General features: G+C 67.8%; 23 protein-coding genes and 2 tRNA genes. 4 read left to right on the top strand and 21 right to left on the bottom strand.

Going from position 1 to position 24,338, the window contains the following annotated elements; genetic code table 11:
• Window positions 1-171: 171 nt before the first annotated feature.
• The 7 genes from FHS96_RS14200 to FHS96_RS14170 all read right to left on the bottom strand — a co-directional run bounded on the left by FHS96_RS14200 (window position 172) and on the right by FHS96_RS14170 (window position 6,056).
• Window positions 172-247: transfer RNA gene (locus tag FHS96_RS14200), tRNA-Lys, on the bottom strand.
• Between the two features lie 77 nt (window positions 248-324).
• Window positions 325-400, bottom strand: a tRNA-Lys gene (locus tag FHS96_RS14195).
• Between the two features lie 99 nt (window positions 401-499).
• A complete protein-coding gene (rodA, locus tag FHS96_RS14190) occupies window positions 500-1,615 on the bottom strand; it encodes a rod shape-determining protein RodA (RefSeq protein WP_429592528.1) in 1,116 nt (371 codons plus the stop codon).
• Entirely contained in the window at window positions 1,612-3,615 is a 2,004-nt protein-coding gene (gene mrdA, locus FHS96_RS14185) for a penicillin-binding protein 2 (RefSeq protein ID WP_429592525.1), read from the bottom strand. Before mrdA ends, rodA begins: the two co-directional genes overlap by 4 nt.
• Window positions 3,612-4,097, bottom strand: a complete 486-nt coding sequence (locus FHS96_RS14180) for a rod shape-determining protein MreD (RefSeq protein WP_429592523.1) — start codon at window positions 4,095-4,097, stop codon at window positions 3,612-3,614. Before FHS96_RS14180 ends, mrdA begins: the two co-directional genes overlap by 4 nt.
• A 20-nt stretch (window positions 4,098-4,117) precedes the next feature.
• Complete coding sequence (locus tag FHS96_RS14175) at window positions 4,118-5,002, bottom strand: rod shape-determining protein MreC (RefSeq protein ID WP_429592521.1); 885 nt, start codon at window positions 5,000-5,002, stop codon at window positions 4,118-4,120.
• Window positions 5,003-5,015: 13 nt separating this feature from the next.
• Window positions 5,016-6,056, bottom strand: coding sequence for a rod shape-determining protein (locus FHS96_RS14170; protein ID WP_429592518.1), 1,041 nt, complete (start codon window positions 6,054-6,056; stop codon window positions 5,016-5,018).
• A 133-nt stretch (window positions 6,057-6,189) separates the two neighbouring features.
• On the opposite strand from FHS96_RS14170, the gene mutL reads away from it, so the two are divergent.
• On the top strand, window positions 6,190-8,007 hold the full coding sequence (gene mutL, locus FHS96_RS14165; RefSeq protein ID WP_429592515.1) for a DNA mismatch repair endonuclease MutL: 1,818 nt from the start codon (window positions 6,190-6,192) through the stop codon (window positions 8,005-8,007).
• A gap of 109 nt (window positions 8,008-8,116) precedes the next feature.
• Window positions 8,117-8,695 (top strand): homogentisate 1,2-dioxygenase, encoded by a 579-nt coding sequence (locus tag FHS96_RS14160; RefSeq protein ID WP_429592512.1) that lies wholly within the window; start codon window positions 8,117-8,119, stop codon window positions 8,693-8,695.
• A 36-nt stretch (window positions 8,696-8,731) separates the two neighbouring features.
• On the opposite strand, the gene FHS96_RS14155 is transcribed toward FHS96_RS14160, so the two are convergent.
• From FHS96_RS14155 to FHS96_RS14130, 6 genes are all read right to left on the bottom strand, one after another.
• Window positions 8,732-9,544 carry a DMT family transporter gene (locus FHS96_RS14155; RefSeq protein WP_429592510.1) on the bottom strand — a complete coding sequence of 271 codons (813 nt, stop codon included), beginning with the start codon at window positions 9,542-9,544 and terminating at the stop codon, window positions 8,732-8,734.
• A 43-nt stretch (window positions 9,545-9,587) separates the two neighbouring features.
• Window positions 9,588-11,249: a 2-isopropylmalate synthase gene (gene leuA / locus FHS96_RS14150; protein ID WP_429592507.1), complete on the bottom strand. Its 1,662-nt coding sequence runs from the start codon at window positions 11,247-11,249 to the stop codon at window positions 9,588-9,590.
• A 214-nt stretch (window positions 11,250-11,463) separates the two neighbouring features.
• Complete coding sequence (locus tag FHS96_RS14145) at window positions 11,464-12,084, bottom strand: YceI family protein (RefSeq protein ID WP_429592504.1); 621 nt, start codon at window positions 12,082-12,084, stop codon at window positions 11,464-11,466.
• Between the two features lie 62 nt (window positions 12,085-12,146).
• Window positions 12,147-13,400: an adenosylmethionine--8-amino-7-oxononanoate transaminase gene (locus FHS96_RS14140; RefSeq protein WP_429592502.1), complete on the bottom strand. Its 1,254-nt coding sequence runs from the start codon at window positions 13,398-13,400 to the stop codon at window positions 12,147-12,149.
• Window positions 13,397-14,014: a dethiobiotin synthase gene (bioD, locus tag FHS96_RS14135; RefSeq protein WP_429592499.1), complete on the bottom strand. Its 618-nt coding sequence runs from the start codon at window positions 14,012-14,014 to the stop codon at window positions 13,397-13,399. Before bioD ends, FHS96_RS14140 begins: the two co-directional genes overlap by 4 nt.
• A complete protein-coding gene (locus FHS96_RS14130) occupies window positions 14,011-15,171 on the bottom strand; it encodes an 8-amino-7-oxononanoate synthase (protein ID WP_429592496.1) in 1,161 nt (386 codons plus the stop codon). Before FHS96_RS14130 ends, bioD begins: the two co-directional genes overlap by 4 nt.
• Window positions 15,172-15,324: 153 nt before the next feature.
• Here FHS96_RS14130 and FHS96_RS14125 point away from each other — a divergent pair, with 153 nt between their 5' ends.
• The gene (locus FHS96_RS14125) at window positions 15,325-16,209 is read left to right on the top strand and encodes an SGNH/GDSL hydrolase family protein (protein ID WP_429592493.1); all 885 of its coding nucleotides are present in this window, start codon (window positions 15,325-15,327) and stop codon (window positions 16,207-16,209) included.
• Between the two features lie 60 nt (window positions 16,210-16,269).
• Here the strand turns inward: FHS96_RS14125 and ilvC are convergent, their stop codons facing one another.
• From ilvC to miaA, 4 genes are all read right to left on the bottom strand, one after another.
• Window positions 16,270-17,289 carry a ketol-acid reductoisomerase gene (gene ilvC, locus FHS96_RS14120; RefSeq protein WP_429593065.1) on the bottom strand — a complete coding sequence of 340 codons (1,020 nt, stop codon included), beginning with the start codon at window positions 17,287-17,289 and terminating at the stop codon, window positions 16,270-16,272.
• 83 nt (window positions 17,290-17,372) lie between these two features.
• Complete coding sequence (gene ilvN, locus FHS96_RS14115; RefSeq protein WP_429592490.1) at window positions 17,373-17,888, bottom strand: acetolactate synthase small subunit; 516 nt, start codon at window positions 17,886-17,888, stop codon at window positions 17,373-17,375.
• Window positions 17,888-19,636 carry an acetolactate synthase 3 large subunit gene (locus FHS96_RS14110; RefSeq protein ID WP_429592487.1) on the bottom strand — a complete coding sequence of 583 codons (1,749 nt, stop codon included), beginning with the start codon at window positions 19,634-19,636 and terminating at the stop codon, window positions 17,888-17,890. The genes ilvN and FHS96_RS14110 overlap by 1 nt, the downstream gene beginning before the upstream one ends.
• Window positions 19,637-19,715: 79 nt before the next feature.
• On the bottom strand, window positions 19,716-20,666 hold the full coding sequence (miaA, locus tag FHS96_RS14105; RefSeq protein ID WP_429592485.1) for a tRNA (adenosine(37)-N6)-dimethylallyltransferase MiaA: 951 nt from the start codon (window positions 20,664-20,666) through the stop codon (window positions 19,716-19,718).
• Between miaA and serB the strand changes: the two genes are divergently transcribed.
• Window positions 20,659-21,543: a phosphoserine phosphatase SerB gene (serB, locus tag FHS96_RS14100; protein ID WP_429592482.1), complete on the top strand. Its 885-nt coding sequence runs from the start codon at window positions 20,659-20,661 to the stop codon at window positions 21,541-21,543. The genes miaA and serB overlap by 8 nt on opposite strands.
• 94 nt (window positions 21,544-21,637) lie before the next feature.
• Here serB and FHS96_RS14095 read toward each other — a convergent pair whose 3' ends face one another.
• The 4 genes from FHS96_RS14095 to FHS96_RS14080 form a co-directional block, all read right to left on the bottom strand.
• Window positions 21,638-22,612, bottom strand: coding sequence for an SPOR domain-containing protein (locus tag FHS96_RS14095; RefSeq protein WP_429592480.1), 975 nt, complete (start codon window positions 22,610-22,612; stop codon window positions 21,638-21,640).
• Between the two features lie 81 nt (window positions 22,613-22,693).
• Complete coding sequence (locus tag FHS96_RS14090) at window positions 22,694-22,996, bottom strand: NADH-quinone oxidoreductase subunit NuoE family protein (protein ID WP_429592477.1); 303 nt, start codon at window positions 22,994-22,996, stop codon at window positions 22,694-22,696.
• Between the two features lie 8 nt (window positions 22,997-23,004).
• On the bottom strand, window positions 23,005-23,547 hold the full coding sequence (locus FHS96_RS14085) for a J domain-containing protein (protein ID WP_429592474.1): 543 nt from the start codon (window positions 23,545-23,547) through the stop codon (window positions 23,005-23,007).
• 6 nt (window positions 23,548-23,553) lie between these two features.
• Window positions 23,554-24,303: a YoaK family protein gene (locus FHS96_RS14080; RefSeq protein ID WP_429592471.1), complete on the bottom strand. Its 750-nt coding sequence runs from the start codon at window positions 24,301-24,303 to the stop codon at window positions 23,554-23,556.
• Window positions 24,304-24,338: the final 35 nt, after the last annotated feature.

The raw sequence follows: 24,338 nt of genomic DNA, 5'->3' as shown, positions 1-24,338 counted from the left end.
CTCCTCCTCGCCGGTGTGCCGGCAGAGCGGACATCTAGGTGCGCGACGCGACCTTGCCATGCCCAATCCTCGAACAAGTCTGCCCGATACTCCGAATGCGCGTCTGCCCGCGGCGGGGCATCATGCGCAGCGGCAGCCTGGAAAGACGTCGATGTGCGAAAGGGAAACCGATGGTGGACGCACTAGGGCTCGAACCTAGGACCCGCTGATTAAGAGTCAGCTGCTCTACCAACTGAGCTATGCGTCCATATCGTTACCGGAAAGCGCAGGCCTGCGTTCCCGAAGCGATCTGCCGTTTGCAGACCTTCCTTGGTGGGAAGGACCTGGTGGACGCACTAGGGCTCGAACCTAGGACCCGCTGATTAAGAGTCAGCTGCTCTACCAACTGAGCTATGCGTCCACATAGTCGCGAGTGGAGGGAGGTTCCTTCCGCTCGCTGGCAGGGCGCGGCCCCTAACATGGGATCCGCGGCGCTGTAAACCTCTATCTTCGATAAAGTTCAGCTGAAGCCCGTGCTCTTCCGGCTGGCGCGGTCGAGCGACATCAGGATGCCGAGGCAGAGCATCACCGTGAGCATCGCCGAGCCGCCAAACGACACCAGCGGCAGCGGGATGCCGACCACCGGCGCCAGGCCCATCACCATCGACAGGTTGATCGCCACATAGAAGAAGATCGTCGCCGAAAGACCCGCCGAGGTCAGCCGGGCGAAGCGCGAATTGGCGCGCAGCGAGATGTTGATTCCCCAGCGGGTCAGCAGCACGAAGCCGATGATCAGTGCGCAACCACCCATCAGCCCCCATTCCTCCGCCATCGTCGCGAACACGAAGTCGGTATGGCCCTCGGGCAGATAATCGAGGTGGCTCTGCGTGCCGTTGAGGAAGCCCTTGCCGAAAATGCCCCCCGAACCGATCGCGATCTTGGACTGGCTGATGTGATAGCCGGTGCCCAGCGGGTCGCTTTCGGGGTTGAGGAAGATCAGCACGCGGTTGCGCTGATACTCGTGCAGCGCGAAGAAGAAGGCGAGCGGCGCGATCACCATCAGCGCACCGATGCCGCCGATGAACAGGCGGAGCGGCAGGCCCGCGAGGAACATCACGGTGATGCCGCCCGCGGTGATCATCAGCGCGGTGCCGAGATCGGGCTGCAGCATCACCAGCGCTGCCGGCACGCCGATCGCGGCCAGCCCGGGCCAGATCGCCGTCCAGCTTCGCACCTCGCCCGCGGGCAGCAATTCATAGAAGCGCGCCAAAGTCAGAATGATCGCCAGCTTCATGAATTCAGACGGCTGGAGGCGGATGAAACCCAGATCCAGCCAGCGTTGGCTGCCGCCGCCGACGAAGCCGAACACCTCCACCGCGAACAGGCCGAGGATGATGGCGGCATAGGCGGGGAAGGCGGCGTTGCGCCACCAGTCCTCGGGCACGCGTGACAGCGCCAGGGCCATGCCGATGAAGGCGACCAGCTTGATCCCCTGCGATGCTGCCCAGGGCGTCGGGCTGCCGCCCGCCGCCGAATAGAGCACGACCAGGCCGAAGCCGCCGATCGCCAGCACCAGCAGGATGATCCGCCAGGGCAGTTCGGCGAGGAAGGCGGGGACGAGACTGCGCGGCGTCATTCGGCGACCCCCGGTTCGGAGGGCGGAGTGGGGCTCGCGGCCGGCGCGGGCGCCGTGGCGGAGGCGTTGGCGGTGCCGGCTGCGCCCATAGCCTCGGCCGCAGGCGGCGAAGTGCCGCTGCGCGCGGCCTTCCACGCCGCGGCCTTTGCCGCCATGCGCTGCTCGATATTGCCGCCCCAGCCTTTTTCAAATTCCTCCAGCGTGGCCATCGCCTTCACCGGATCGTAGAGATAGGTGATGACATCGCGCGCGATCGGCGCCGCGGCGCTCGACCCGTGGAGGCCATGCTCCACCACCACCGACACCGCATAGCGCGGGTCGTCCACCGGCGCGAAGCCGACGAACAGCGCATGGTCGCGATATTTCCATGGCACGTTGGATCCGCCGCGGAAGCTGCCGGCGATGCGGCGCACCTGCGCGGTGCCGGTCTTGCCGCCCATGCGGATGCCCTCCAGCGGCAGCCGGCTGCGCCCGGCGGTGCCGCCGCCGTTCACCACCATGTCCATTCCCTGCCGGATCGCCGCGAGATGCTCGGGCGGGATCGGCAATTCTTCCGGGCGCTTGAGCTGGCTCGCGATCAGCGTCGGCATCAGGTTACGGCCGGAGGCGACGCGCGACGCCATCACCGCGAGCTGCAACGGGCTGACCTGCAGATAGCCCTGGCCGATCGAGGTGTTGAGCGTGTCGGACTGGCTCCATTTTTGGTCATATTTGCGCTGCTTCCACGCCGGATCGGGCACGGTGCCATAGCGCTGCGAGGGCACCGGCAGCGGATATTCCTGGCCCAGCCCCAGGGTCCGCGCCGCTTCCGCGATCTTGTCGATGCCGATGCGGTGGCCCATCGTGTAGAAGTAGGTGTTGCAGCTGCGCGCGAGCGCCCGATACATGTCCATCGGCCCGTGTCGGCCAAGGCAGGCGAAGCGGCGGTTGCCCAGCTGGTAGCCGCCATTGCAATGCACGATCTCTTCCGGCTTGATCCCCGCCGCCTGCAGTGCCGTCGAAGATACCGGCTTGAAGGTCGATCCCGGCGGATACAGCCCCTGCAGCGACTTGTTGAGCAGCGGGATATGATCATCCTCGCGCAGCATCGCCCATTCATTGTGGCCGATGCCGTCGGAGAAGCTGTTGGGATCATAAGCGGGCATCGATGCCAGCGCCAGGATCGCCCCGGTCAGCGTGTCGATCACCACGACGGAGGCCGATTCGGGGCCGATGCGACGCGCGGCATAATGCTGCAGCCCTGCATCGATGGTCAGCCTCAGCGTATCGCCGGTCACGTCCGGCCGCGTGGTGAGCTCGCGCACCAGCTTGCCGCGCGCCGTCACCTCGGTGCGCTTGGCACCGGGCTTGCCGCGCAGCATCGCGTCCATCGTCTTTTCCAGCCCGTCCTTGCCGACCTTGAAACCAGGGGTGACGAGCAGCGGATCGCGCGATTGCTTATATTCCTCGGCAGAAGCGCCGCCGACATAGCCGATCAGATGCGCCACCGCGGCGCCGGTCGGATAATTGCGGGTGAAGCCTCGGGTCGGCGCCACGCCGGGCAGGTCGGGCAGGCGCACACTGATCGCGGCGAAGCGCTGATAATCCATGCTCGCGGCGACCTCAACAGGGCGGAAGCCGGGGCTGTGCTTGATCTCGTCGAGGATGCGCTGATGCTCGTCCTCGTCGAAGCCGATCAGGTGCTGCAGCGTCTGGATTGTCGCTTCCACGTCGCGCAGGCGATCGGGGATCACGTCGACGCGGAAGTCGGTACGGTTGTCGGCGATCGGGCGGCCGTTGCGGTCGACGATCCAGCCGCGGCGCGGCGGGATCAATGTCAGGTTTACCCGGTTGCTCTCGGCGAGCAGCTTGTACCGCTCGTTCTCGGCGATCGCGAGCCACCCCATGCGGCCCGCCAGCACCGCGCCGAACGCCGCCTGCACGCCGCCGATGAACAGCGCGCGGCGGGTGAGCGTGAAGCTTTGCGAAGCTTCGGTGACGATCTTGCGGCGATTGTTCATCGGTCGCTGAGGCGCCAGCGATCGAGCGCCGCGGCGGTGCGCGCGGCGAGGGGATAGAGCAGGATCGACATGACGACTTGCGGAACGATCAGCAGGGCATGGCCTCCGCCCCCGGAGAACAGGACCAGCATCAGCCCGCCGAACAGCGCGAAGACGATGGCGGCGGCGGCGATCAGCCAGTCCTGCCAATAATCGCGCCAGACGAGCCACCTGTCTACCGCCTCGACGGCGATAAAGATCAGGCTCCACAGCAGCACGCCGCTGCCGGCCGGCTGGCCGCTCAACAGGTCATCGAACAGGCCGAAGGGCGCGGCCGCCCAGATCGGCCAGTAATCCGGCCGCAGCAGACGCCAGGCGATCAGCATCAACAGCCCGAACGGGGGCAGCACCGGCGCGTCGGCGACGACCGGCACGATCGTAAGGAGGCTGCCGACCAGCACCGAGATCGTCGGGGTAAGGCGGGCCCGTAGCGGGTGGATCATCGGCCGGCGATCGTCACGCGTCAGTTGCCGCCGATGGCAACCGCGGGCGGCGGCGTGACTTCCAGCGGCACATACACATCCTGAATCACCGCCAGGTCGATGCGGTCGGGGTCGGCGAAGGGGCGCCCGATCGCGCCCTCGCTGTCGACGCGCAGCGCGATCGCCACCGGAATGCCGGGGCGATAGATGCCGCCGACACCGGAGGTGACGAAGATATCCTTGGGAGAGAAGGGATTGCGCGCGGCGGCCAGCGGCCGGATGTCGAGCGAGCCATCGCCGCGCCCGGTGGCGATCGCGGGCATGCCGTCGGTCAGCCGGCGCACCGGTACCACGCTTGCCGGATCGAGGATCAGCATCGCGCGCGACGAGAATAGCCCGGTCTCGACGATGCGGCCGACCAGCCCCTCGCTGGACCGTACCGGCAGCCCGGGGCGCACGCCGTTGGAACGGCCTGCGGTCAATATCGCATAGCGATGCGTGCTGGTGGCGCTGGAACTAACGATGCGCGCGGTCGCGACTGCGCCAGGATCGCGGTCGACGAGTTTCAGCAGCTTGCGCAACCGCTCATTCTCATGCGCCAGCGCCTTGGCCTCGATCAGCTTGGGCCGGCTGGCGGCCACTTCCTCGCTCAACTGGCGGTTCTGCGCGCCGGCATTGATATAGGCGCCCACGGCGTCACCCACCGATCCGAACCAGCGGATGACCGAGCGGCCGCCGGCGGAAATCGGTGCCGTGACGTCGCTCGCGGCGCCGCGAATCGCGCCAAAACCGGTCGGATCTATGATCGAGACGACAAACAGCAGCAGTCCCGCCACCGCCGCCGCCACTGCCGCCACATAGGCGGCGAACAGCGAATAGCGCAGGCGGCGCGAATAACCGGGCTGGCGCGTGGTTCCGAGCGCCATCCTCGAGACTCCTTCAGGCGGTGAGGAGCACGCCGCGGTAGATCGGGTCTTCCAGTGCCCGACCCGTCCCCAGCGCGACGCAGGTCAGCGGATCGTCCGCCACCGTCACCGGCAGGCCGGTCTCGTCGCGCAGCACCTCGTCCAGACCCTGCAGCAGCGCGCCGCCGCCGGTCAGCACGATACCCTGGTCGACGATGTCGGCGGCGAGTTCCGGCGCAGTGTTCTCCAGCGCCATGCGCACGCCTTCGACGATCGTGCCGACCGGCTCGGCCAGCGCCTCGGCGATCTGGCCCTGGTTGATCTGGATCTCCTTGGGCACGCCGTTGACGAGATCGCGGCCCTTGATCTGGATCGTGGTGCCGACGCCGTCGATCGGGGGCTTGGCGACACCCACTTCCTGCTTGATGCGCTCGGCGGTTGCTTCACCGATAAGCAGGTTGTGGTTGCGGCGGACGTAAGAGACGATCGCCTCGTCCATCTTGTCACCGCCCACGCGCACCGAGGTGGTGTAGGCGAGACCGCGCAGCGAGAGCACCGCGACCTCGGTGGTGCCGCCGCCAATGTCGACGACCATCGAGCCGATCGGCTCGGTCACCGGCATGTCGGCGCCAATCGCGGCCGCCATCGGCTCTTCGATCAGCCACACCTTGGAGGCGCCGGCATTCTGCGCGGCGTCACGGATCGCGCGGCGCTCGACCGAGGTCGAGCCGCTCGGAACGCAGATCACGATCTCGGGCCACGACGGGAAGCGGCGCTGGCCATGCACCTTGTGGATGAAGTGCTTGATCATCTGCTCGGCCACGTCGATGTCCGCGATCACGCCATCACGTAAGGGGCGGATCGCTTCGATCGTGCCCGGGGTCTTGCCCATCATCAGCTTGGCGTCGTCGCCGACCGCTTTCACCTTGCGGACGCCGTTCAAGGTCTCGATCGCGACCACCGACGGCTCATTGAGGACGATCCCGCGCCCGCGCAGATAGACGACGGTGTTCGCCGTCCCCAGATCGATCGCCATGTCGTGGGACATGAACTTGAACCAACGCGAAAAGACCATCGCCTGTCCGTTTCCAACCTTCTTGTGTGCGCCCGTGATGTGCCCGATACGCCGCCGATCGAGGATGTGGATGCCCTGATTTTTGTGTCGCACCGGGTCGCAGGATGGGGCCGCTTGGGCTAGACCAACCTGCATGTCAATACGCCGCCTGCCCGAGCATCTTGTCAACCGTATCGCTGCCGGTGAAGTGGTGGAGAGACCAGCCAGTGCGTTGAAGGAGTTGGTGGAGAACGCGATTGACGCCGGCGCGCTCAGGATCGCGATCAAGCTTGCCGCCGGCGGCACCGATCTCATCGAGGTGAGCGACGATGGCTGCGGCATGCGGCCCCACGACATGGCGCTTGCGCTCGAGCGCCACGCCACCTCCAAGCTGCCCGACGAGGCGATCGAGGCGGTGACGACATTGGGCTTTCGAGGGGAGGCGCTGCCGTCGATCGCCAGCGTCGCGAAGCTGACATTGGAAAGCCGCGTGCGCGGTGGCGATGGCTGGAGCCGCGTGGTCGACAATGGCGCGGTGGTTTCGGAAGGGCCGGCGGCGCTGCCGCCCGGCACGCGCGTCCGCGTCGAATCGCTGTTCGAACGCGTGCCGGCGCGCCGCAAGTTCTTGCGCTCGGCGCGCTCCGAGTTCGCCGCCTGCGTCGATGCGATCCGCCGGCTGGCGATGTCGCGCCCCGATGTCGGCTTCACGTTGGAACATGAGGGGCGCGTCGCGCTCTCCGTCCAGTCCGGGCAGGATGCGCCGCAGCGGGTGGCGGCGCTGACCGACCGGGCATTGCGGGAAAACAGCGTCGCGGTCGATCTGGCGCGCGAGGGCGTGCGGCTGGGCGGCATCGCCGGGCTGCCGACCTTCAACCGCGGCGTCGCCGATCATCAATATCTATTCGTCAACGGCCGCCCGGTGAAGGATCGGCTGCTCGCCGGCGCGGTGCGCGGCGCCTATGCCGACATGCTCGCGCGCGATCGGCACGCGGTGGTCGCTCTGTTCCTCGAACTCCCCACCGCAGAAGTCGACGTCAACGTCCACCCGGCGAAAACCGAAGTGCGCTTCCGCGATCCGCAGCTCGTGCGCGGCATGATCGTCTCGGGGTTGCGCCGCGCGCTGGAGGCGGAAGGGCAGCGCAGCGTCCAGCGGCCGGCCGAAAACGCGCTCGCCGCCTGGCAGTCCGAACCGATCGAACAGCCGAACCTGGTCTATGACGATCCCGCCTATGACCATTCCGGCTATGGCGGCCCTGCCTATGCCGCCCCCGTCACCGCCGCGCCGCCGCCGCGCGCGCCGACGATGCTGTGGGAACGCCGCGCGGGCTTTACCGCGCCGCCGCCCGTGGGCCGCGCCGAGCCGGCCTATACGCCGCCGCCCGCCACGGTCAGCCATCCGCTCGGCGTCGCGCGTGGGCAGGTGGCGAAGACCTATATCGTCGCCGAGGCGGAGGATGGCCTCGTCATCGTCGATCAGCACGCCGCGCATGAGCGGCTGGTGCTCGAACGGATGCGCAAGGCGATGGATGGCGGCGCGGTCTCACGACAAGCGCTGCTCATTCCCGAAGTCGTCGAACTGGAGGAAACCGCGTGTGACCGGCTGGAGGCGCGCGCTGCCGAGCTTTCCGAATTCGGGCTTGAGCTGGAGCGCTTCGGCCCCGCCGCGATGCTCGTCCGCGCGACGCCGGCGATGCTGGGGCAGAGCGATGTGAAGGGGCTGGTAGCTGACCTCGCCGATGAACTCGCCGCGTTCGGTGAGGCGCTTTCGTTGCGCGAGAAGCTCGACCATGTCGCCGCGACCATGGCCTGCCACGGCTCGGTGCGCGCCGGCCGCGTGCTGTCGGTCGCCGAGATGAATGCGCTGCTGCGCGAGATGGAAGTCACGCCCCGCTCCGGCCAGTGTAATCACGGCCGCCCCACCTGGGTGAAGCTGGCGCATGGCGATATCGAGAAATTGTTCGGGCGGAAGTGAAGGGCACATTTCCCGTCCGCCGACGCTGCGCGCCGGTGAGGAAAAGACGGGTCTCCCCCTTTCCTCCGAACATGATATCAGCGCCATGTGGCGTAAGGGGAGACGAACGATGGGCGATCGGTTGCGGCTCTGGTCCGGCATGATGTTGATGGCGGCGGCGATGCCGGTCGCGGCAAGTGCGCAGAAAACGCCCGCCGCGCCCGAGGCTGCTGCGCCGGCCTGCTCGGCAAAGCCCGCCCCCTTGCCCGACGACCTGATCGGCTGGACGGCACCCGCCACCGACCGGGCGATGACCAAATATTATCCGGATGCCCACCTGCTGCGCGGGCTCGCAACGCGCGTCTCGCTCTACCCGGTCGAGAAGGTCGCGTTCCTCGTTAAGCCCGCAAAACCGGTGGCGCCGGGTACGCATGGCGGGCTGATGGCGATCCGCGTCGAGCGTGCCGGCCGCCTCAAGGTCGCGCTCGACGGCCGCGCATGGGTGGATCTGGTCGTGGGGCCGAAGCGCTGGGCGCCGGTCGCATCGGCTGCGCACGGCCATGGTCCGGACTGTTCGGGGATCGCCAAGATCGTCGAGTTCGATGTGGTGCCGGGCCGCTATGTGCTCCAGATCGTCAACGCGCCGGAAGCGAAGATCCGGGCGATGGCGGTTACGCCGCGGCCGCGGAAGGCGCTGGCGGCGCGCTGAGAAGGCCCTTCAGCCGCCCTCGTCCATGATCGGCGGCTATGGCGCGGCGGCGCGCCGCGCCCGCGCCGCATCGACCAGCATGAACAGGCCGACACCGCCCAGCACCAGCACGGTACCCAGCGCCTCGGGCCAGCCGAACGGCTCGCCGAGCAGCACCAATGTGACGATCAGCGGCCAGGCCGACGCCTCAACCGCGAGTTCGCCCACCGGGTGCGTCAGGAAAAATTGTGCAAGCAGCGATACGCCCGCGGCGCTCATCGCGACCGCCGTGAACAGCGCCGCACCGCACTTCACGATCAGCTCGCGCGCGAACAACTGGTAGAGCGCGAAGCTGACCGCGGCGGTCAGGACGAGGGCGGCACCGGTCAGCGCGTCGTCGGTCATTCGCGCGGGCGCGCCGCCGAACATCGCGGCGATGCCGGCATAGCTCATCAGCGCGCCCAGCACCGCGTGCGGCGCGAACGGGCGCTTGAAGATCAGCCGGCCGAACAGGATGACGAGGAAGGGATAGGTGAACAGGATCAGCCGCTCGGACTGCGCGTCGAGCAGCGCCAGCCCCTCAAAGTCCAGCCAGGACGAGAGGTGATAGCCGATCATGCCCACCGCGGCGGCGGCGCCGAGCGGCTTCACGCCCGGCCGCTCATGCACCGGTCGCCGCCGCCATTCGACGATGCCGACCGCGACGAACACCGGGGTGGAGAGCAGCATGCGCAGCGCCAGCAGCGCGAGCACGCTGACGTCATGCGCATAAGTGAGCTTCACGACGATGCCTTTGGTCGCGAACAGCATCGCGCCGATCGCGGACATGGCATAGCCGGTGATCAGCCAGGATCGTGGCATGGCGGGCATTCCCTTTTCCTTTCCGAGCGTCGTTCGGAAAGGGGGAGGACGCTTAAATGGCGTTTGCCGCGCTCAGCACCGCGCGGACCGAGGCGGTGGCGACATCCTCGTCAATACCGACGCCCCATACGGTGCGACCTTCGCCGGTGCGGCACTCGACATAGGCCGCCGCCTGCACGTTGGAGCCCTTGCCGATCGCATGCTCGCTATAGTCGGCGACGTCGAGGTCGATGTCGCACTGGTCGCGCAGCGCTGCGACGACGCTGGAGATCAGCCCGTTGCCGCGGCCGCTGACCGAGCGCATCTCGCCATCGACATTGATGTGGCCGGCGAACACGCGATCGCCATTGGGCGCGCGGGTCTCGTCATAGGCGTCGAGCGTGAAACGCTGCTCGCCCTCCAGCCGATAAGTGCTGGCGAAGGCCTGCCAGATGTCGCCGGCGTGCAGTTCGCGGCTGGTTTCGTCGGCCAGCGCCTGCACATGGCGGCTGAAGTCGGCCTGCAGCCGCTTGGGCAGCTTCAGCCCTTTGTCCTGTTCCAGCACCCAGGCGACGCCGCCCTTGCCGCTCTGCGAATTGACCCGGATCACCGCCTCATAGCTGCGGCCCAGATCGGCCGGGTCGATCGGCAGGTAGGGAACTTCCCAATATTCGTCGTTGCGCTGTTCCTGCGCGGCGAAACCCTTCTTGATTGCGTCCTGGTGGCTACCGGAAAAGGCGGTGAACACCAGGTCGCCGGCATAGGGGTGGCGCGGGTGAACAGGGATCGCGTTGCAGTATTCGACGGTCTGGATCACCTCGTCGATGTCCGAGAAGTCCAGCTTGGGGTTCACACCCTGCGTGTAGAGGTTCAGCCCCAAGGTCACCAGATCGACATTGCCGGTGCGCTCGCCATTGCCGAACAGGCAGCCCTCGACGCGGTCGGCGCCGGCCATCAGCCCCAGCTCCGCCGCGGCGACGCCGGTGCCGCGATCATTGTGCGGGTGCAGGCTGATCAGCACGCTGTCGCGGTTGGGCAGGTTGCGATGCATCCACTCGATCTGGTCGGCATAGATGTTGGGTGTCGCCGCCTCTACCGTCGCCGGCAGGTTCAGGATCAGCGGCTTTTCCGGCGTGGGCTTGAGGATATCCATCACCGCCGCGCACACTTCCAGGCTGAAATCCAGCTCGGCGGTGGAGAAGGTCTCGGGCGAATATTCGAAACGCCAGTCGGTGCCGGGGCGCTTGGCCGCCTCGTCCCGCAGCAGCTTGGCGCCCATCACCGCGATGTCGCGGATTTCCGGGCGGCTCATGCGGAACACGATGTTGCGCCACGCCGGCGACACCGCGTTGTAGAGGTGGACGATCGCGGTCTTCGCGCCTTCCAGGCTCTTGAAGCTGGTCTCGATCAGGTCCGCGCGTGACTGGGTCAGCACCTGCACGGTCACATCCTCGGGGATGCGATCGTTTCGGACGAGGCCGGAGATGAAATCGAATTCGGTCGCTCCGGCGGAGGGGAATCCGACCTCGATCTCCTTCAGCCCCACCTTCACCAGCAGGTCGAAGAAGCGCGTCTTCTTCTCGCTGTCCATCGGGTCGATCAGCGCCTGGTTGCCGTCGCGCATGTCGGTGGAGAGCCAGATCGGCGCCTTGGTGATGGTGCGCGTAGGCCACTGCCGGTTGGGCAGATCGACCTGCGGAAAGGGGCGGTATTTTACGGAAGGATCGCGCAACATGGCTCAAGTCTCGTTCTGCATCGCCCGCGCCGCGGCAGGCGGTTGATCGGTCGGTTCGGATCAGCCCTTAGGCGGCGGCACAGCCCCTCGGGCCGCGCAGGAACGCACGCGCCTAAGGGCGCGTAAGTCGAAGCAGAAGGAGGCCGCGATGCAGTGCCATCGCGACCCCCTTAATCCGGAATGGCGGGCCGTGTCTACCGCCCGCTGCCCGAAATCACTGCTTCATGAAGGCGACGCTGATCGTCAGCGGCACCTCGTCCGGCACCAGCGGAATGCCATAGCTGATGCCGAAATCGCTGCGCTTGATCTTGGTGGTGGCATGGAAACCCAGGCCTTCCTTGCCGCCCATCTGCTCGGGCAGCTTGCCCGCACCGCTGAACTGCACGTCCAGCGTGGCGGGCTTCGTCACGCCCTTGATCGTCAGATTGCCCGCGACGATCGCATGTTCGCCATGCACGGTGACCGAGGTCGACTTGAAGCTTGCCGTCGGGAATTTCTCCGCATCGAAGAAATCGGCGCCCATCAGATGCTTGGTCAGCCCGTCATGGCTGGTCGCCACCTTGTTGATCGGGATCTCGATCGAAACGGTGGAGGCGGCAGGCTTCGCCGGATCCAGCACCAGCGTGCCGGTGGCGCTGCCGAACAGGCCGAAATAATCGTTGAAGCCGAGATGGTTGACGCGCCACTCGACCTGGGTGTGACCCGAATCGACGGTGTAGGTGCCGGCGGTGACCCGCTTGGGATCCTTCGCGCCCGGAACCGACATCGTCTGCTGCGCGACGACGGGAACCGCGACGGCGGCGAGGCAGGCGCTTGCGATCAGGAGTGCACGCATCGATCAACATCCCTGTAATTTCTGGCGGAAATCGCCGGATGCTGCCCTAGCATGGGCGCGGTTCAACCGTCGAGCGCCTCGCCGATTGCCGAATAGACGATGTCCAGTTCGTCGCCGGTCACGCAATAGGGCGGCATGACATAGACGGTGTTGCCCAGCGGTCGCAGCAGCAGCCCGCGATCGCGGAAGAAGGCGGTGAGCTTCGGCCCCATCGCCGCGAGATAGCCGGCCTCGGGCGCGGCGATCTCGAACGCCGCGATCGTGCCGATTCGGCGGGGCGCCTCGACGCGGGGGTGGAGGCTGATGTCCGCCAGCCGCTCCGCCTGCAACGTGCCGAGCGCCGCGATCCGCTCCAGCACCGGTTCTTCCTTCCAGATCGCAAGGTTGGCGTTGGCAGCGGCGCAGGCCATCGGGTTGGCTGTGTAGCTGGAGGAATGGAAGAAGGTCTTGGTGCGATCGGTAGAATAATGCGATTCGAAGATCCGCTCCGCCGCCATCGTCACCGCCAGCGGCACCGCGCCGCCGGTCAGCCCCTTGGAGAGGCAGAGGATGTCGGGAACCACGCCCGCCTGCTCGCATGCCAGCAAGGTGCCGGTGCGGCCCCAGCCGGTCATCACCTCGTCCGCGATGAACAGCACGTTGTGCTGCGCGCAGATCGCCGCCAGTTCGGTGAGCGTCGCGGCGCCATAGCCGAGCATCCCGCCCGCCCCCAGCAGCAGCGGCTCGACGATCAAGGCGGCGGGCGCCGGCCCCTCGCGGCAGGCCGCTTCCAGTGCGTCGATCGTCGCCTGTTCCGCGCCTGCGGCGGGGAAGGGGATGCGCACGACGTCGAACAGCAAGGGCGCATAGGCCTGGTTGAACACGCCGCGCGCGCCAACGGACATCGCGCCGATCGTGTCGCCATGATAGCTGTGCTCCATCACGACGATGCGATGGCGCGGCGTGCCGAGATTGGCCCAGTGGCCAAGCGCCATCTTGAGCGCCACCTCGACTGCGGTCGAGCCGCTATCCGAAAAGAACACCCGGGTCAGCGCCTCGGGCATGATCGCGCGCAGCCCCAGAGCAAGGTCTTCCGCCGGCTGGTGCGTCCACCCTGCGAAGATTAACTGGTCGAGCTGCTCGGTCTGCGCGCGGATCGCCGCCATGATGCGGGGGTGGCAATGGCCGTGCGTCGTCACCCACCAGGAAGAGATGGCATCGAGCCAGCGCTCGCCCTCCGCGCCATACAGCCAGGCGCCCTCGGCGCGTGCGATCAGCGGCACCGGTTCGCCCAGCCCGTGCTGGGTGAAAGCGTGCCAGACGGGGGAATCGGTCATCGGAAATCCTGCGGGTCGAAACCGCGCGCGAAGGCGACGGTCAGTGTATCGGGGGTCACGTTCGCCAGCCGGTCGAGCCGGCCGAGGCGCCGCACATAGGACAGCGCGGGAATGATCGCTTCGCTGTCCTCCACCGCCTCGCCGATGAAGGCGATGCCGTGGATCGGCACACCGCGCGTCTTCAGCGCCTCGATCGTCAGCAGGCTGTGGTTGATCGTACCGAGCCCGGTGCGCGCGCAAACGATCACCGGGATCGCCCAGCGCGCGAACAGGTCGGCGTAGAGCATCTCGCGGGTCAGCGGCACCAGCGCGCCGCCCGCGCCCTCGATCACCAGCGGCGCATCGGTGACGGGGGGCACCAGCGCATCGACATCGATGGTGACGCCCTCGCGCTCGGCGGAGAGATGCGGCGAGGCGGGCAGCGCGAGCCGCCACGCTTCCGGCAGCACAGGCACGCCTGCGAGCCGGGCGACGGCCTCACTGTCGGTCTCTTCCTCCAGCCCGGACTGCACCGGCTTCCAGTAGGTTGCGCCGATCGCGCCGCACAGCGCGGCGCTGAACAGCGTCTTGCCGATGCCGGTATCGGTGCCGGTGACGACGAAGCGCGTGGTCATGCCGCCTCGGCGAGCGATCCCGCCATCAGGTCTACCAGCGCGTCGACATCGGCGCGGGTGACGTTGAGCGTGATCGACAGGCGCAGCCGCGCGGTGCCCTCGGGCACGGTCGGCGGGCGAATGCCGCGCACGTCGAAGCCGCCCGCCTGGAGCGCGGCGGCGGTGCGCATCGTCAGGCCGTTGTCGCCGATGATGACGGGGATGATCTGGCTGCCGGTGCGCGGCACGCCCAGCCGCGCGGCGAGCTGCGCATTGGCATGGTCGAATTGGGCGCTGAGCGCGGCGCGGCGATCGTCCGCGGCGGCGCTCAGCCGGATCGCGTGGCGCACGGCATGCGCGATCAGCGGGGAGGGCGCGGTCGAGAAGATGAAGGGCCGGCCGCGATTGACAAGGAAGTCGATCAGCACGCGCGGCCCGCAGAGCAACGCCCCCTCAACGCCCAGCGCCTTGCCGCAGGTGTGCAGGCTGAGCACGTCGGGCTCACCGGCGATGGCGTGCGCAAGGCCGCGCCCGGCCGGGCCGAACACGCCGGTGGCATGTGCTTCGTCCACCACCAGCCAGCCGCCCTCGGCACGGGCGAGCGCGAGGAGGTCGGCGAGCGGCGCCTGGTCGCCGTCCATGCTGTAGAGGCTCTCGACCGCGATCCAGACCTGCCCGGTATTGCCGGCGGCACGCCAGTGCGCGATCGCGTCTGCGAAGCTCTGCACGTCATTGTGCCGCGCGGCGGCGCGCTCGGCGCGGCCCAGCTTTATGCCGTCATGGGTGCTGGCGTGGATCAGCTCGTCATGGACGACAAGGTCGCCGCGCTGCGGCAATGTGCCGAACAGCGCCGCATTGGCGGCGAAGCCGGTGGCGAGGAAGAGTGCCGCCTCGCTGCCATAATGCAGCGCTGCCTCCGCTTCGACCGCCTCATGCTCTTCGTGATTGCCGCGCAGCAGCCGTGATCCGCCCGAACCGACAGGGATGCCCGCCGCCGCAGCATCGGCCACCGCCGCGCGCAAATCCGCGCTGCCGGCAAGCCCGAGATAGTCGTTGGATGCGAAGTCGAGCCCCTTGCGCGGGGCGAGCGTGCGAAGCCGGCTTTCCTCCGCAAGCGCCATTAGTTGCGCCGCGTGCGCCGTCGCGCCGGTTGCGATCCGGTGATAGCTGGTCTTCATCTGCGACGAATCATCCAAAATCCTCTCGGGGGCGTCAGATAGGCGCGGGCAGTCCGGCGGGGAATATCAAAGGGGGAGGGACCGAGCGGGCATCGCGCGGGTGGCGCGGTGACGGCTGGTCCCAGCGACGAAGGGGCGGACGGAATGGCGGGCATGACGAGGACGGCGCTCATGATGGGCGCGGCCGCGGTGGTGATGGTTGCCGGCGCGGAAATGATCCTGCGGCTGAGGGCGCCGGTGCATACCGACAGCTTGCCCTATTACCATGCCGACGACCGCATCGGCTATATTCCGCTTCCCGGCCAGTCGGGCGTCTTTCGCGGCGCGCGCTGGGTCCTCAACGAACGCAGCATGGGCACCGCACAGCCGTTTGCTCCGACCGCCGGGCGCGATATCGCGCTGGTGGGGGACAGTATCGTGTTCGGTGCGCAACTGGATCAGCCGGACAAGCTGGGGCCGCAGCTCGAAAAGGCGATCGGTGCCACCGTCTGGCCGATCGGTGCGCCGAGCTGGGCGCTGCAGAACGAACTCCAATATCTTCGTGACCATCCCGAGGTCGTGGCGGGCGCGGACCAGATCGTTTTCGTTCTCAACTGGCTGGATTTCGGCGATCCATCCGAATGGAAGACGGACCAGCGCCATCCCCTGCCGCCGCCGCCGCGTTTCCTGCTGGGGGAGGCGATCATGCGCCGTGTTCGCAGATTGACCGGTACAAGGCCCGATCCGGTGCCCGTGCGGGTTCCAGACGACATGCGCGTCGCCCGACGGGACAATTTCGCCGATCTGATGGCGCTGGTCGCCCGCGCGCGCAAGCCAGTGTTGCTGGTCTTCTATCCCAACCGGCTTCAGACCGGCAGCGCAGACCCCTGCGGGTTCCCGCTGCCGCCTGTGGCGCACGTCCCGGGCGTCATCATCCGATGCGTGAAGGCCGACGGGGCGTGGAGCCCCGCATTTTATGTCGACGACATCCATCCGTCGGCGCAGGGAACGCGCGTGCTGGCTGGGATCATCGCGAAGGCGCTCGACGCCCGCCGCTGAGGCCCAGCCGCCCGGCCATTAAACGGGGAAGGCCGCACGGGCGACCTTCCCCGTCAAAGATCAGTTCTTGTCCTTGTCGACCAGCTTGTTGGCACCGATCCACGGCATCATCGCGCGCAGTTCGGAGCCGACCTTCTCGATCGGATGCGCTGCCGCGGTCTTGCGCGCCGCCTTCAGCTCGGGCTGGCCGCTGCGGTTATCGAGCACGAAATTCTTCACGAACCGGCCCGACTGGATGTCGGCCAGCACGCGCTTCATCTCGGCCTTGGTCTCGTCGGTGATCAGGCGCGGGCCGGTGGTGATGTCGCCATATTCGGCGGTGTTCGAGATCGAGTAGCGCATGTTGGCGATGCCGCCCTCATACATCAGGTCGACGATCAGCTTCACCTCGTGGAGGCACTCGAAATAAGCCATCTCAGGCGAGTAGCCGGCCTCGACCAGCGTCTCGAAGCCCGCCTGGATCAGGTGGGTCAGGCCGCCGCACAGCACCGCCTGCTCGCCGAACAGGTCGGTTTCGCATTCTTCCTTGAAGTCGGTCTCGATGATGCCCGAACGGCCGCCGCCGACCGCCGAGGCATAAGCGAGCGCCACGTCATGCGCGTTGCCGCTGGCATCCTGCGCCACCGCGATCAGGCAGGGCACGCCGCCGCCGCGGACATATTCCGAACGCACGGTGTGGCCAGGGCCCTTCGGCGCGATCATGATCACGTCGAGGTCGGCGCGCGGCTCGATCAGGCCGAAATGGACGTTGAGGCCGTGCGCGAACGCGATCGCCGCGCCCTGGCGCATGTTGGCGTGCAGGTCTTCGGCATAGATCGCGGCCTGATGCTCGTCCGGCGCCAGGATCATGACGATATCGGCCCACTGCGCGGCTTCCGCATTGGACATCACCTTGAAGCCGGCACCCTCGGCCTTCTTCGCGGTCGCCGAACCGGCGCGCAGCGCGATCGCGACCTGCTCCACACCCGAATCGCGCAGGTTCTGCGCATGGGCATGGCCCTGGCTGCCATAGCCGACGATGGCGATCTTCTTGCCCGTGACCAGCTTCAGGTCGGCGTCGCGATCGTAATAAACCCGCATTGTCATTCCCTCTTTCAAATAGGTTCGCCCGGTCGGGGCGTCAGGATCAGTGTTGGTCGGCGCTCCATCGGGGAGCGGGGGGCTCAGGCCGCTTCCCGGCCCCGCGCGATCGCCACGATGCCGGTGCGCGCGACCTCGATCAGGCCGACCTCGCGCATCAGCTCGATGAACTTGTCGATCTTCTCGGTCCCGCCGGTCACCTCGAACACGAAGCTCGAGGTGGTCGCATCGACCACACGCGCGCGATAGACCTCGGCCAGCCGCAGCGCCTCGATGCGATGGTCGCCGGTGCCGGCCACCTTCACCAGCGCCAGCTCGCGCTCGACATGGGGGCCAAGCGCCGTGAGGTCGATCACCTTGTGCACCGGCACCAGCCGCTCCAGCTGGGCGATGATCTGCTCCATCACCGATGCCGAGGCGGAGGTGACGATGGTGATGCGGCTGATCAGGTCGTCGGCGCTGATGTCGGTGACGGTCAGGCTCTCGATGTTGTAACCGCGCGCGGTGAATAGGCCGGCGATGCGGGCGAGCACGCCCGCCTCGTTGTCGACGATCACCGAGAGCGTGTGCCGCTCCTTCGCTTCTTCCTTGATGTGCATCAGACCAGCGCCTTCGCTTCGTCGTTCAGCTCGCCGGAAACCTCGTCCGAATGGAGCATCATTTCGGTATGCGCGGCGCCCGACGGGATCATCGGGAAGCAGTTGGCGAGCTTCGCCACGCGGCAATCGACCATCACCGGCCCGTTGTAGGCGATCATCTCTGCGATGCCGGCGTCCAGTTCCTGCGTGCCGTCGATGCGGATGCCCTTCCAGCCATAGGCTTCGGCCAGCCGCACGAAGTCCGGCAGGGCCTCGCTGTAGCTTTCCGAATAGCGGCTGGAATAGGTCAGCTCCTGCCACTGGCGGACCATGCCCATATATTCGTTGTTGAGGATGAACACCTTCACCGGCAGGCGATATTGCACCGCCGTCGCCAGCTCCTGAATGTTCATCTGGATCGAGGCCTCGCCCGCGATGTCGATCACCAGCGCGTTGGGGTTGCCGACCTGCGCGCCGATCGCGGCGGGCAGGCCATAGCCCATCGTGCCGAGCCCGCCCGAGGTCAGCCACTTGTTCGGCCCCTCGAAGTCGAAATGCTGCGCCGCCCACATCTGGTGCTGGCCCACCTCGGTGGTGATGATCGGCTTGCGATCCCGCGTCGCTTCCCACAGCCGCCGGATGGCGAGCTGCGGCATGATCTCGGTCTTGGATTCGGGGTAGGAAAGCGACTTGCGGCCGCGCCACTCCTCGATCCGCTGCCACCAGCCGGACAGATCGACCTTGGGATTCTGGCGCGCCTTCCAGATGCGCACCATGTCTTCCATCGCGCGGCCGACATCGCCGACGATGCCCAGGTCCACCCGCACCGTCTTGTTGATCGAGGAGCGGTCGATATCGATGTGGATCTTGCGCGAGCTGGGCGCGAACGCATCCAGCCGGCCGGTCACGCGATCGTCGAAGCGCGCGCCCAGGCAGACGATAAGATCCGCCTGGTTCATCGCCAGGTTCGCCTCATAGGTGCCGTGCATGCCGAGCATGCCCAACCACTGGTCGGACGAGGCGGGGAACGCGCCGAGACCCATCAGCGTGGAGGTGACGGGCGCGCCGGTGATCCGCGCCAGTTCGCGCAGCACCGCCGATGCCGCCGGGCCGGCGTTGATGACGCCGCCGCCGGTGTAGAGGATCGGCCGCTTTGCCGCTGCCAGCATGTCGACGGCGGTCTCGATCTGCTTCGCGTCGGCCTTCACCTGCGGGCGATAGGTCTTGTGCTGGATCGCGCCGGGCTTGCGATAGGGCGCGGTCGCGACCTGGACGTCCTTGGGGATGTCGATGACGACGGGGCCCGGACGGCCGGAGGTGGCGATGTGGAATGCCTCGTGGATCGTGTCGCCCAGCTTCGCCGGCGACTTTACCAGGTAGTTGTGCTTCGAGCAGTGGCGCGTCAGCCCGACCGTGTCGGCTTCCTGGAATGCGTCGCTGCCGATCAGGTGCGTCGCGACCTGCCCGGTGATGACGACCATCGGGATCGAATCCATCAGCGCATCGGTGATGCCGGTGATCGCGTTGGTGGCGCCCGGCCCCGAGGTGACCAGCACGACGCCCGGCTTGCCGGTGGAGCGCGCATAGCCTTCCGCCGCGTGCGTCGCCGCCTGTTCGTGGCGCACCAGGATGTGGCGGATGCGCTTCTGCTTGAAGATCGCGTCGTAGATCGGAAGCACCGCGCCACCGGGATAGCCGAATACGACCTCGACCCCGAGATCGCTCAGGGCTTCGACCAATATGTCAGCGCCGCTCAATTCGGTGGCCATGTCATCCTCGTGTCAGAACGCCGGGCCTCTCGCAACGGACGAGAGGCTTGGCAAGGCCGGCTCCGCTAAAGGTAATAAACTATAGTGTCAATGCTTCATTGGCTAATTTTATTGCTAAATCGACGATGTCATCGCCATTCAATTGCGCGACTGCGCGTGGCCAGCCCGCCGGCGGCTGGCGGCTGAACCAAGTGTATTGGCGCTTTGCGTATTGGCGGGTGGCGGTCTGCGCGCGAACGATCATGGTTTCGCGATCGATGTCACCCTTTCGCCAGGCGATGATGTCGGGCACCCCGATTGCGCGCATCACCGGCAGGGCGGGGTCCAGATCGCGCGCCGCCAGCGCTTCGGCCTCTTCGATTCCCCCGGTTTCCAGCATCGTCACGAAACGCTCGTCGCAGCGCCGCTGCAGCCAGTCTCGCGGCGGCAGCAGCAGCAAAGGCGTGAGGCGGATGCGATCGCCGATGCCGCCGCTGAGATCCGTCTGCCACGCCGCGATCGTTCGCCCGGTCGAGCGGATCACCTCCAGCGCACGGGCGACGCGGGTGGTGTCCGCGGGGGCGAGCCGGGCTGCGGCGGCCGGATCCTCGCGGCTCAGCGCTTGGTGCGCGTCCGCGACCGGCAGCGCGCGCACCGCAGCGCGCACGTCCGGATCGATGTCGGGAATCGGCGCGATGCCGTTCAGCAAGGTGCGCAGGTAGAGGCCGGTACCGCCGACAAGGATCGGCAGGCTGCCGGCGGCGGTGCTGTCGGCGATCGCGCGGCGGGCATCGGCGGCCCAGCGCGCCGCCGAGCAGGCTTCCGCGCCGTCGATATAGCCGAACAGCGCGTGCGGCGCCCGCGCTTCCTCTTCGATAGAGGGACGGGCGGAAAGCACCCGCAGGTCACCATAGACCTGGGCCGAATCGGCGTTGACGATGGTCGCTGGCAGGCGTTCGGCAAGGGCCAGCGCCAATGCCGACTTGCCGCTGGCGGTCGGCCCTGCGATGAGCGCCACCCGGGTTCCGGTGGGAGGAAGATCTTTGTACATCGCGACGCTGATAGCATTGACGGGGCTTGAAGAGAGCGCCCTGAACATCGCGCGCGACGCGGCGGTCGCCGCGGGCGGCCAGCCGGGTGAGGCGCGCTGGATCGAATCCGGCATCGCCGCGGATCTCGCGCTCGGCGCCGAGCCGTTCGTGGCGCGCGATGCGATCGAGGCGGCGCTGCCCGGCATCGATGTGATCGTCCAGAGACCCGAACACCGTCTGAAGACTCTGCTCGTCGCCGATATGGATTCGACGATGATCACCGTGGAATGCATCGACGAGCTGGCCGACTATGCCGGCATCAAGCCGCAGGTCGCCGAGGTCACCGAGCGCGCGATGCGCGGCGAACTCGATTTCGAGGCGGCGCTCGACGCGCGTGTCGGCCTGCTGCGCGACATGGATGCCACGGTGCTCGACCGCTGCCTCGCCGAGCGGGTCAAGATCATGCCGGGCGCCAAGGCGCTTGTCCGCACGGTGCGCGCACGCGGCGGCACTGCGATCCTCGTGTCGGGCGGCTTCACCCATTTCGCCGATTCAGTCGCCGAACAGATCGGCTTCAACCGCGCCATCTCCAACCGCCTCGGCGTCGCCGATGGCCGGCTCGACGGCACCGTCGCGCGGCCGATCGTAGGCGCCGAAACCAAGCGCGAAGTGCTGATCGGCGCGCTCGAATCGCTGAGCATCGGCGCTGAACAGAGCATCGCCATCGGCGACGGCGCCAACGACCTGCTGATGATCGGCGTCGCCGGCCTCGGCGTCGCCTACCACGCCAAGCCCAAGGTCGCCGCTGCCGCCGATGCACGCGTGCGCAACGGCGATCTCAGTGTGCTGCTCTATGCGATGGGCCTGCCGCGCGCGGAGTGGGCAAGCGCGGATTGAACGGAGTTGGCAAGCGCTGACGCGTTTCAGCCCCTCCCCTTCAGGGGAGGGGCTGATAAGGCCCCCGACGCTGCGCGCCGGCGAAAGAAAGAGTCTACGGCTTCACCGCGATGCACGGGTTCCCCGCCGCGGTCACCGCGGTGCACAGCCGGTCGGCCGCCGCCTTGGTCGCGATCGGGCCGGCCTGCAGGCGTGTCACCGCGCCTGCCTTGATCTTGTAGGGGGTGAGCCCGCCAAGGCCGCTGACGCGCTGTGACAGCCGGCCCCACAGCTTGTCGGCATTGGCAGCGTCACCAAACGCGCCAAGCTGGATGCGCCACGCGCCGCCGGTCGCAGGGGCTGGGGCGGGGCGGGGCGGCGCCGGGGTCGGTGCAGGGACGGGCGTGGGGCGCGGCGTCGGTTTCGGTTCCGGTGCTGGTGTGGGCTTCGGCACCGGCGCCGGTGTGGAAGCGGGCTTGGGCGCCGGCGCGCCGCGTGCCATCGCGGCGGCCATCTCGGTGCCGCGGCGGCGCTGGTCGGCCGGAATATGCTTGTCCATCTCGCCCAGCGCGCGCGTTGCAGCCGCGAGGCCGGAGGCGGAGGCGCGGGTCATCAGCGCATAGGCGCGTGGCCAGTCGCGCGGCACGCCATCGCCGTTGAACAGCGCTACACCAAGGAAATATTGCGTGCGCGGCTCACCGCGTGCCGCAGACTTCTCCAGCCACGGCATCGCTTCCGCGCGGCGATTGTTCTGGAACAGCAGCAACCCGTAATTGTCGGCGGCCTGCAAATGGCCCTGCACTGCTGCGCGGCGGAACCAGTCTTCCGCCTGCTTCAGGTCGGCGGGCACGCCGCGGCCATATTTATAGGCCTGGCCCAAATTATATTGCGCGTCGGCATTGCCCGCCGCGGCAGGCTTGCGCCATTCCGACACCGCCGTCGCATAATCGCTGCGCGTCCACGCGTCATAGCCGCGCTGCACGGCCGGGTCGGCGCTGCGCGACTGCGCGGTCAGCCGGGTCCCGGCGCCCGCTGCGGCGGCAAGAATCAGGGTCGAAGCGAGCAAGGCCCGCCCGTGCGCAGCGATCATTCCAGGGTCCCCTTGGCGTGTCGCCGATGGTCGGCGGTGCGGGGCGACCATGCCCCAGCGTCGCACCGGCGTCGAGAGTGGTCAGCCGGTCGGCCCCGGCGTGTCGGCCAGTTGCGCGGCAACCTCGTCGATGTCTGTCCCCGGGCGGACGAGCAGCCACTGCCGAGGATTGTTGCCGTCAACCACCGTCACCGCACCGCCGGGGCACACACCCAGGCAACGCACTTCGAGGATACCAATCGGCGATTTGCGGCCGTTGCGGGCGCCGAGATGCTTCTTGAGCGCCTTGGCGAGCGGCGTCTTGCCCTTATCGCCGAAGCCGCCGCCCACTTTCTTCGAACATTTCGCGCAGACCAGCACGGCGCCGCGCCAGTCGGATCTCACGCTCGTCTTCAACGCGGCCGGCTCGGCTGGCTCCGCCGCTCTTCGGCTGCGCGCAGCACCTCATAGGCGGCCTGGATCGCCTGGAAGCGCACCGCTGCTTCTGCGTCGCCCGGCTTGATGTCGGGATGGTTCGCCTTGGCCAGCGCGCGCCAGGCGGATTTCGCCATGTCGAAATCGGCGTCGCTCTCCAGCCCCAGCACCGAAAGCGCGCGCAACTCGTCGCGTGATCGGCTGCCGTCGCCGGCGCCGCCCCAGCTATAATGCGATGCTTCGGCATAGCCGGAGGCCGAACGCCGCTCCTGCGCCTCGCGGGCGGCGGCCTCCTCGGCGTTCAGGCCCTCGAAATAGTTCCAGTTGCGGTTGTATTCCGCGGCATGTTCCTCGCAGAAATACCAGCGCTCGGGGCTGTTGGGCGATTTCGGCGCGGGCCGATCGCCCGGCCGGTCGCAGCCGTGCCGGTCGCACAGGCGCACCTCGACCGCCTCCCGCTTGGAGCCATAGCCACGCCAGCGGGGGAAGCCCCAGTCATAGGATCGGGAGGAACGCGCCATCCCTGCTCATGTAGAGGCGGGCGGATGGTTTTGCCATGGGCCATCGCCCGATCCCGTGCCTGAGCCGGCGCCCGGCTTGAGTGCAGGGGTGCGCACGGCAAGCGCCAGCGCGAGCAGCGCCGCCGCGGGCAGCCCCAGCACGATGCCGCCCCAGCGCAGGCTCAGCACGCCGCCGGTGATCGCGCCGCCGACCAGCGCCAGCCACAGCACCAGCCAGGGTAGGATCGTGCGGCGCGCGCCGGTCTTGCTGTTGGCGATGCCTTCGCCGATCCGCACCAGCGCGCCCGTCATGTAGGTGACGGCGAAGCCCTGACCGTCAGGCGCGACGATCGCGTTGGCCATCCCCATCGCCAGCACCATCAGCGGGATCGCGCTGCCGCCCATCCCGATCCGGAACAGCCAGGCGGCGACCAGCAGCAGCAGCGCCTCCACCAGCAGCAGCCGGCGGATCCGCGCCTGTTCGCCGCTGGCCCGCGCGGCGATCAGGTGGCCGCCGGCGACGCCGCCGATGAACAGCGCCACCAGTCCCAGCCCGAACAGCGCCTGTTCCCAGGCGCCGCCCGCGACGGCGACCGCCAGCCGGGTGGAGTTGCCGCTCATGAAGGATACGAAATAGCCGCCGAGCCAGACGAAGCCGACGCCGTCGACGAAGCCGGCGATGCCGGCCAGCGCATAGGCCAGCGCGCGTTCGCCGCGGTTCAGGCTGCGCATCGCGCGCTCCGGCGCGGCGTGGCGGCGGGGACGGGGTGGGGCCATCGCAGCATCGCTCTTGCCTTCTCCTCACGGGGCGC

Origin of the sequence: Sphingomonas zeicaulis, from assembly GCF_050433225.1 — a bacterium.
Lineage (GTDB): Bacteria > Pseudomonadota > Alphaproteobacteria > Sphingomonadales > Sphingomonadaceae > Sphingomonas_D > Sphingomonas_D zeicaulis.
The sequence above is the reverse complement of the archived record's forward strand: the minus strand, read 5'-3'. Positions and strand labels throughout refer to the sequence as shown.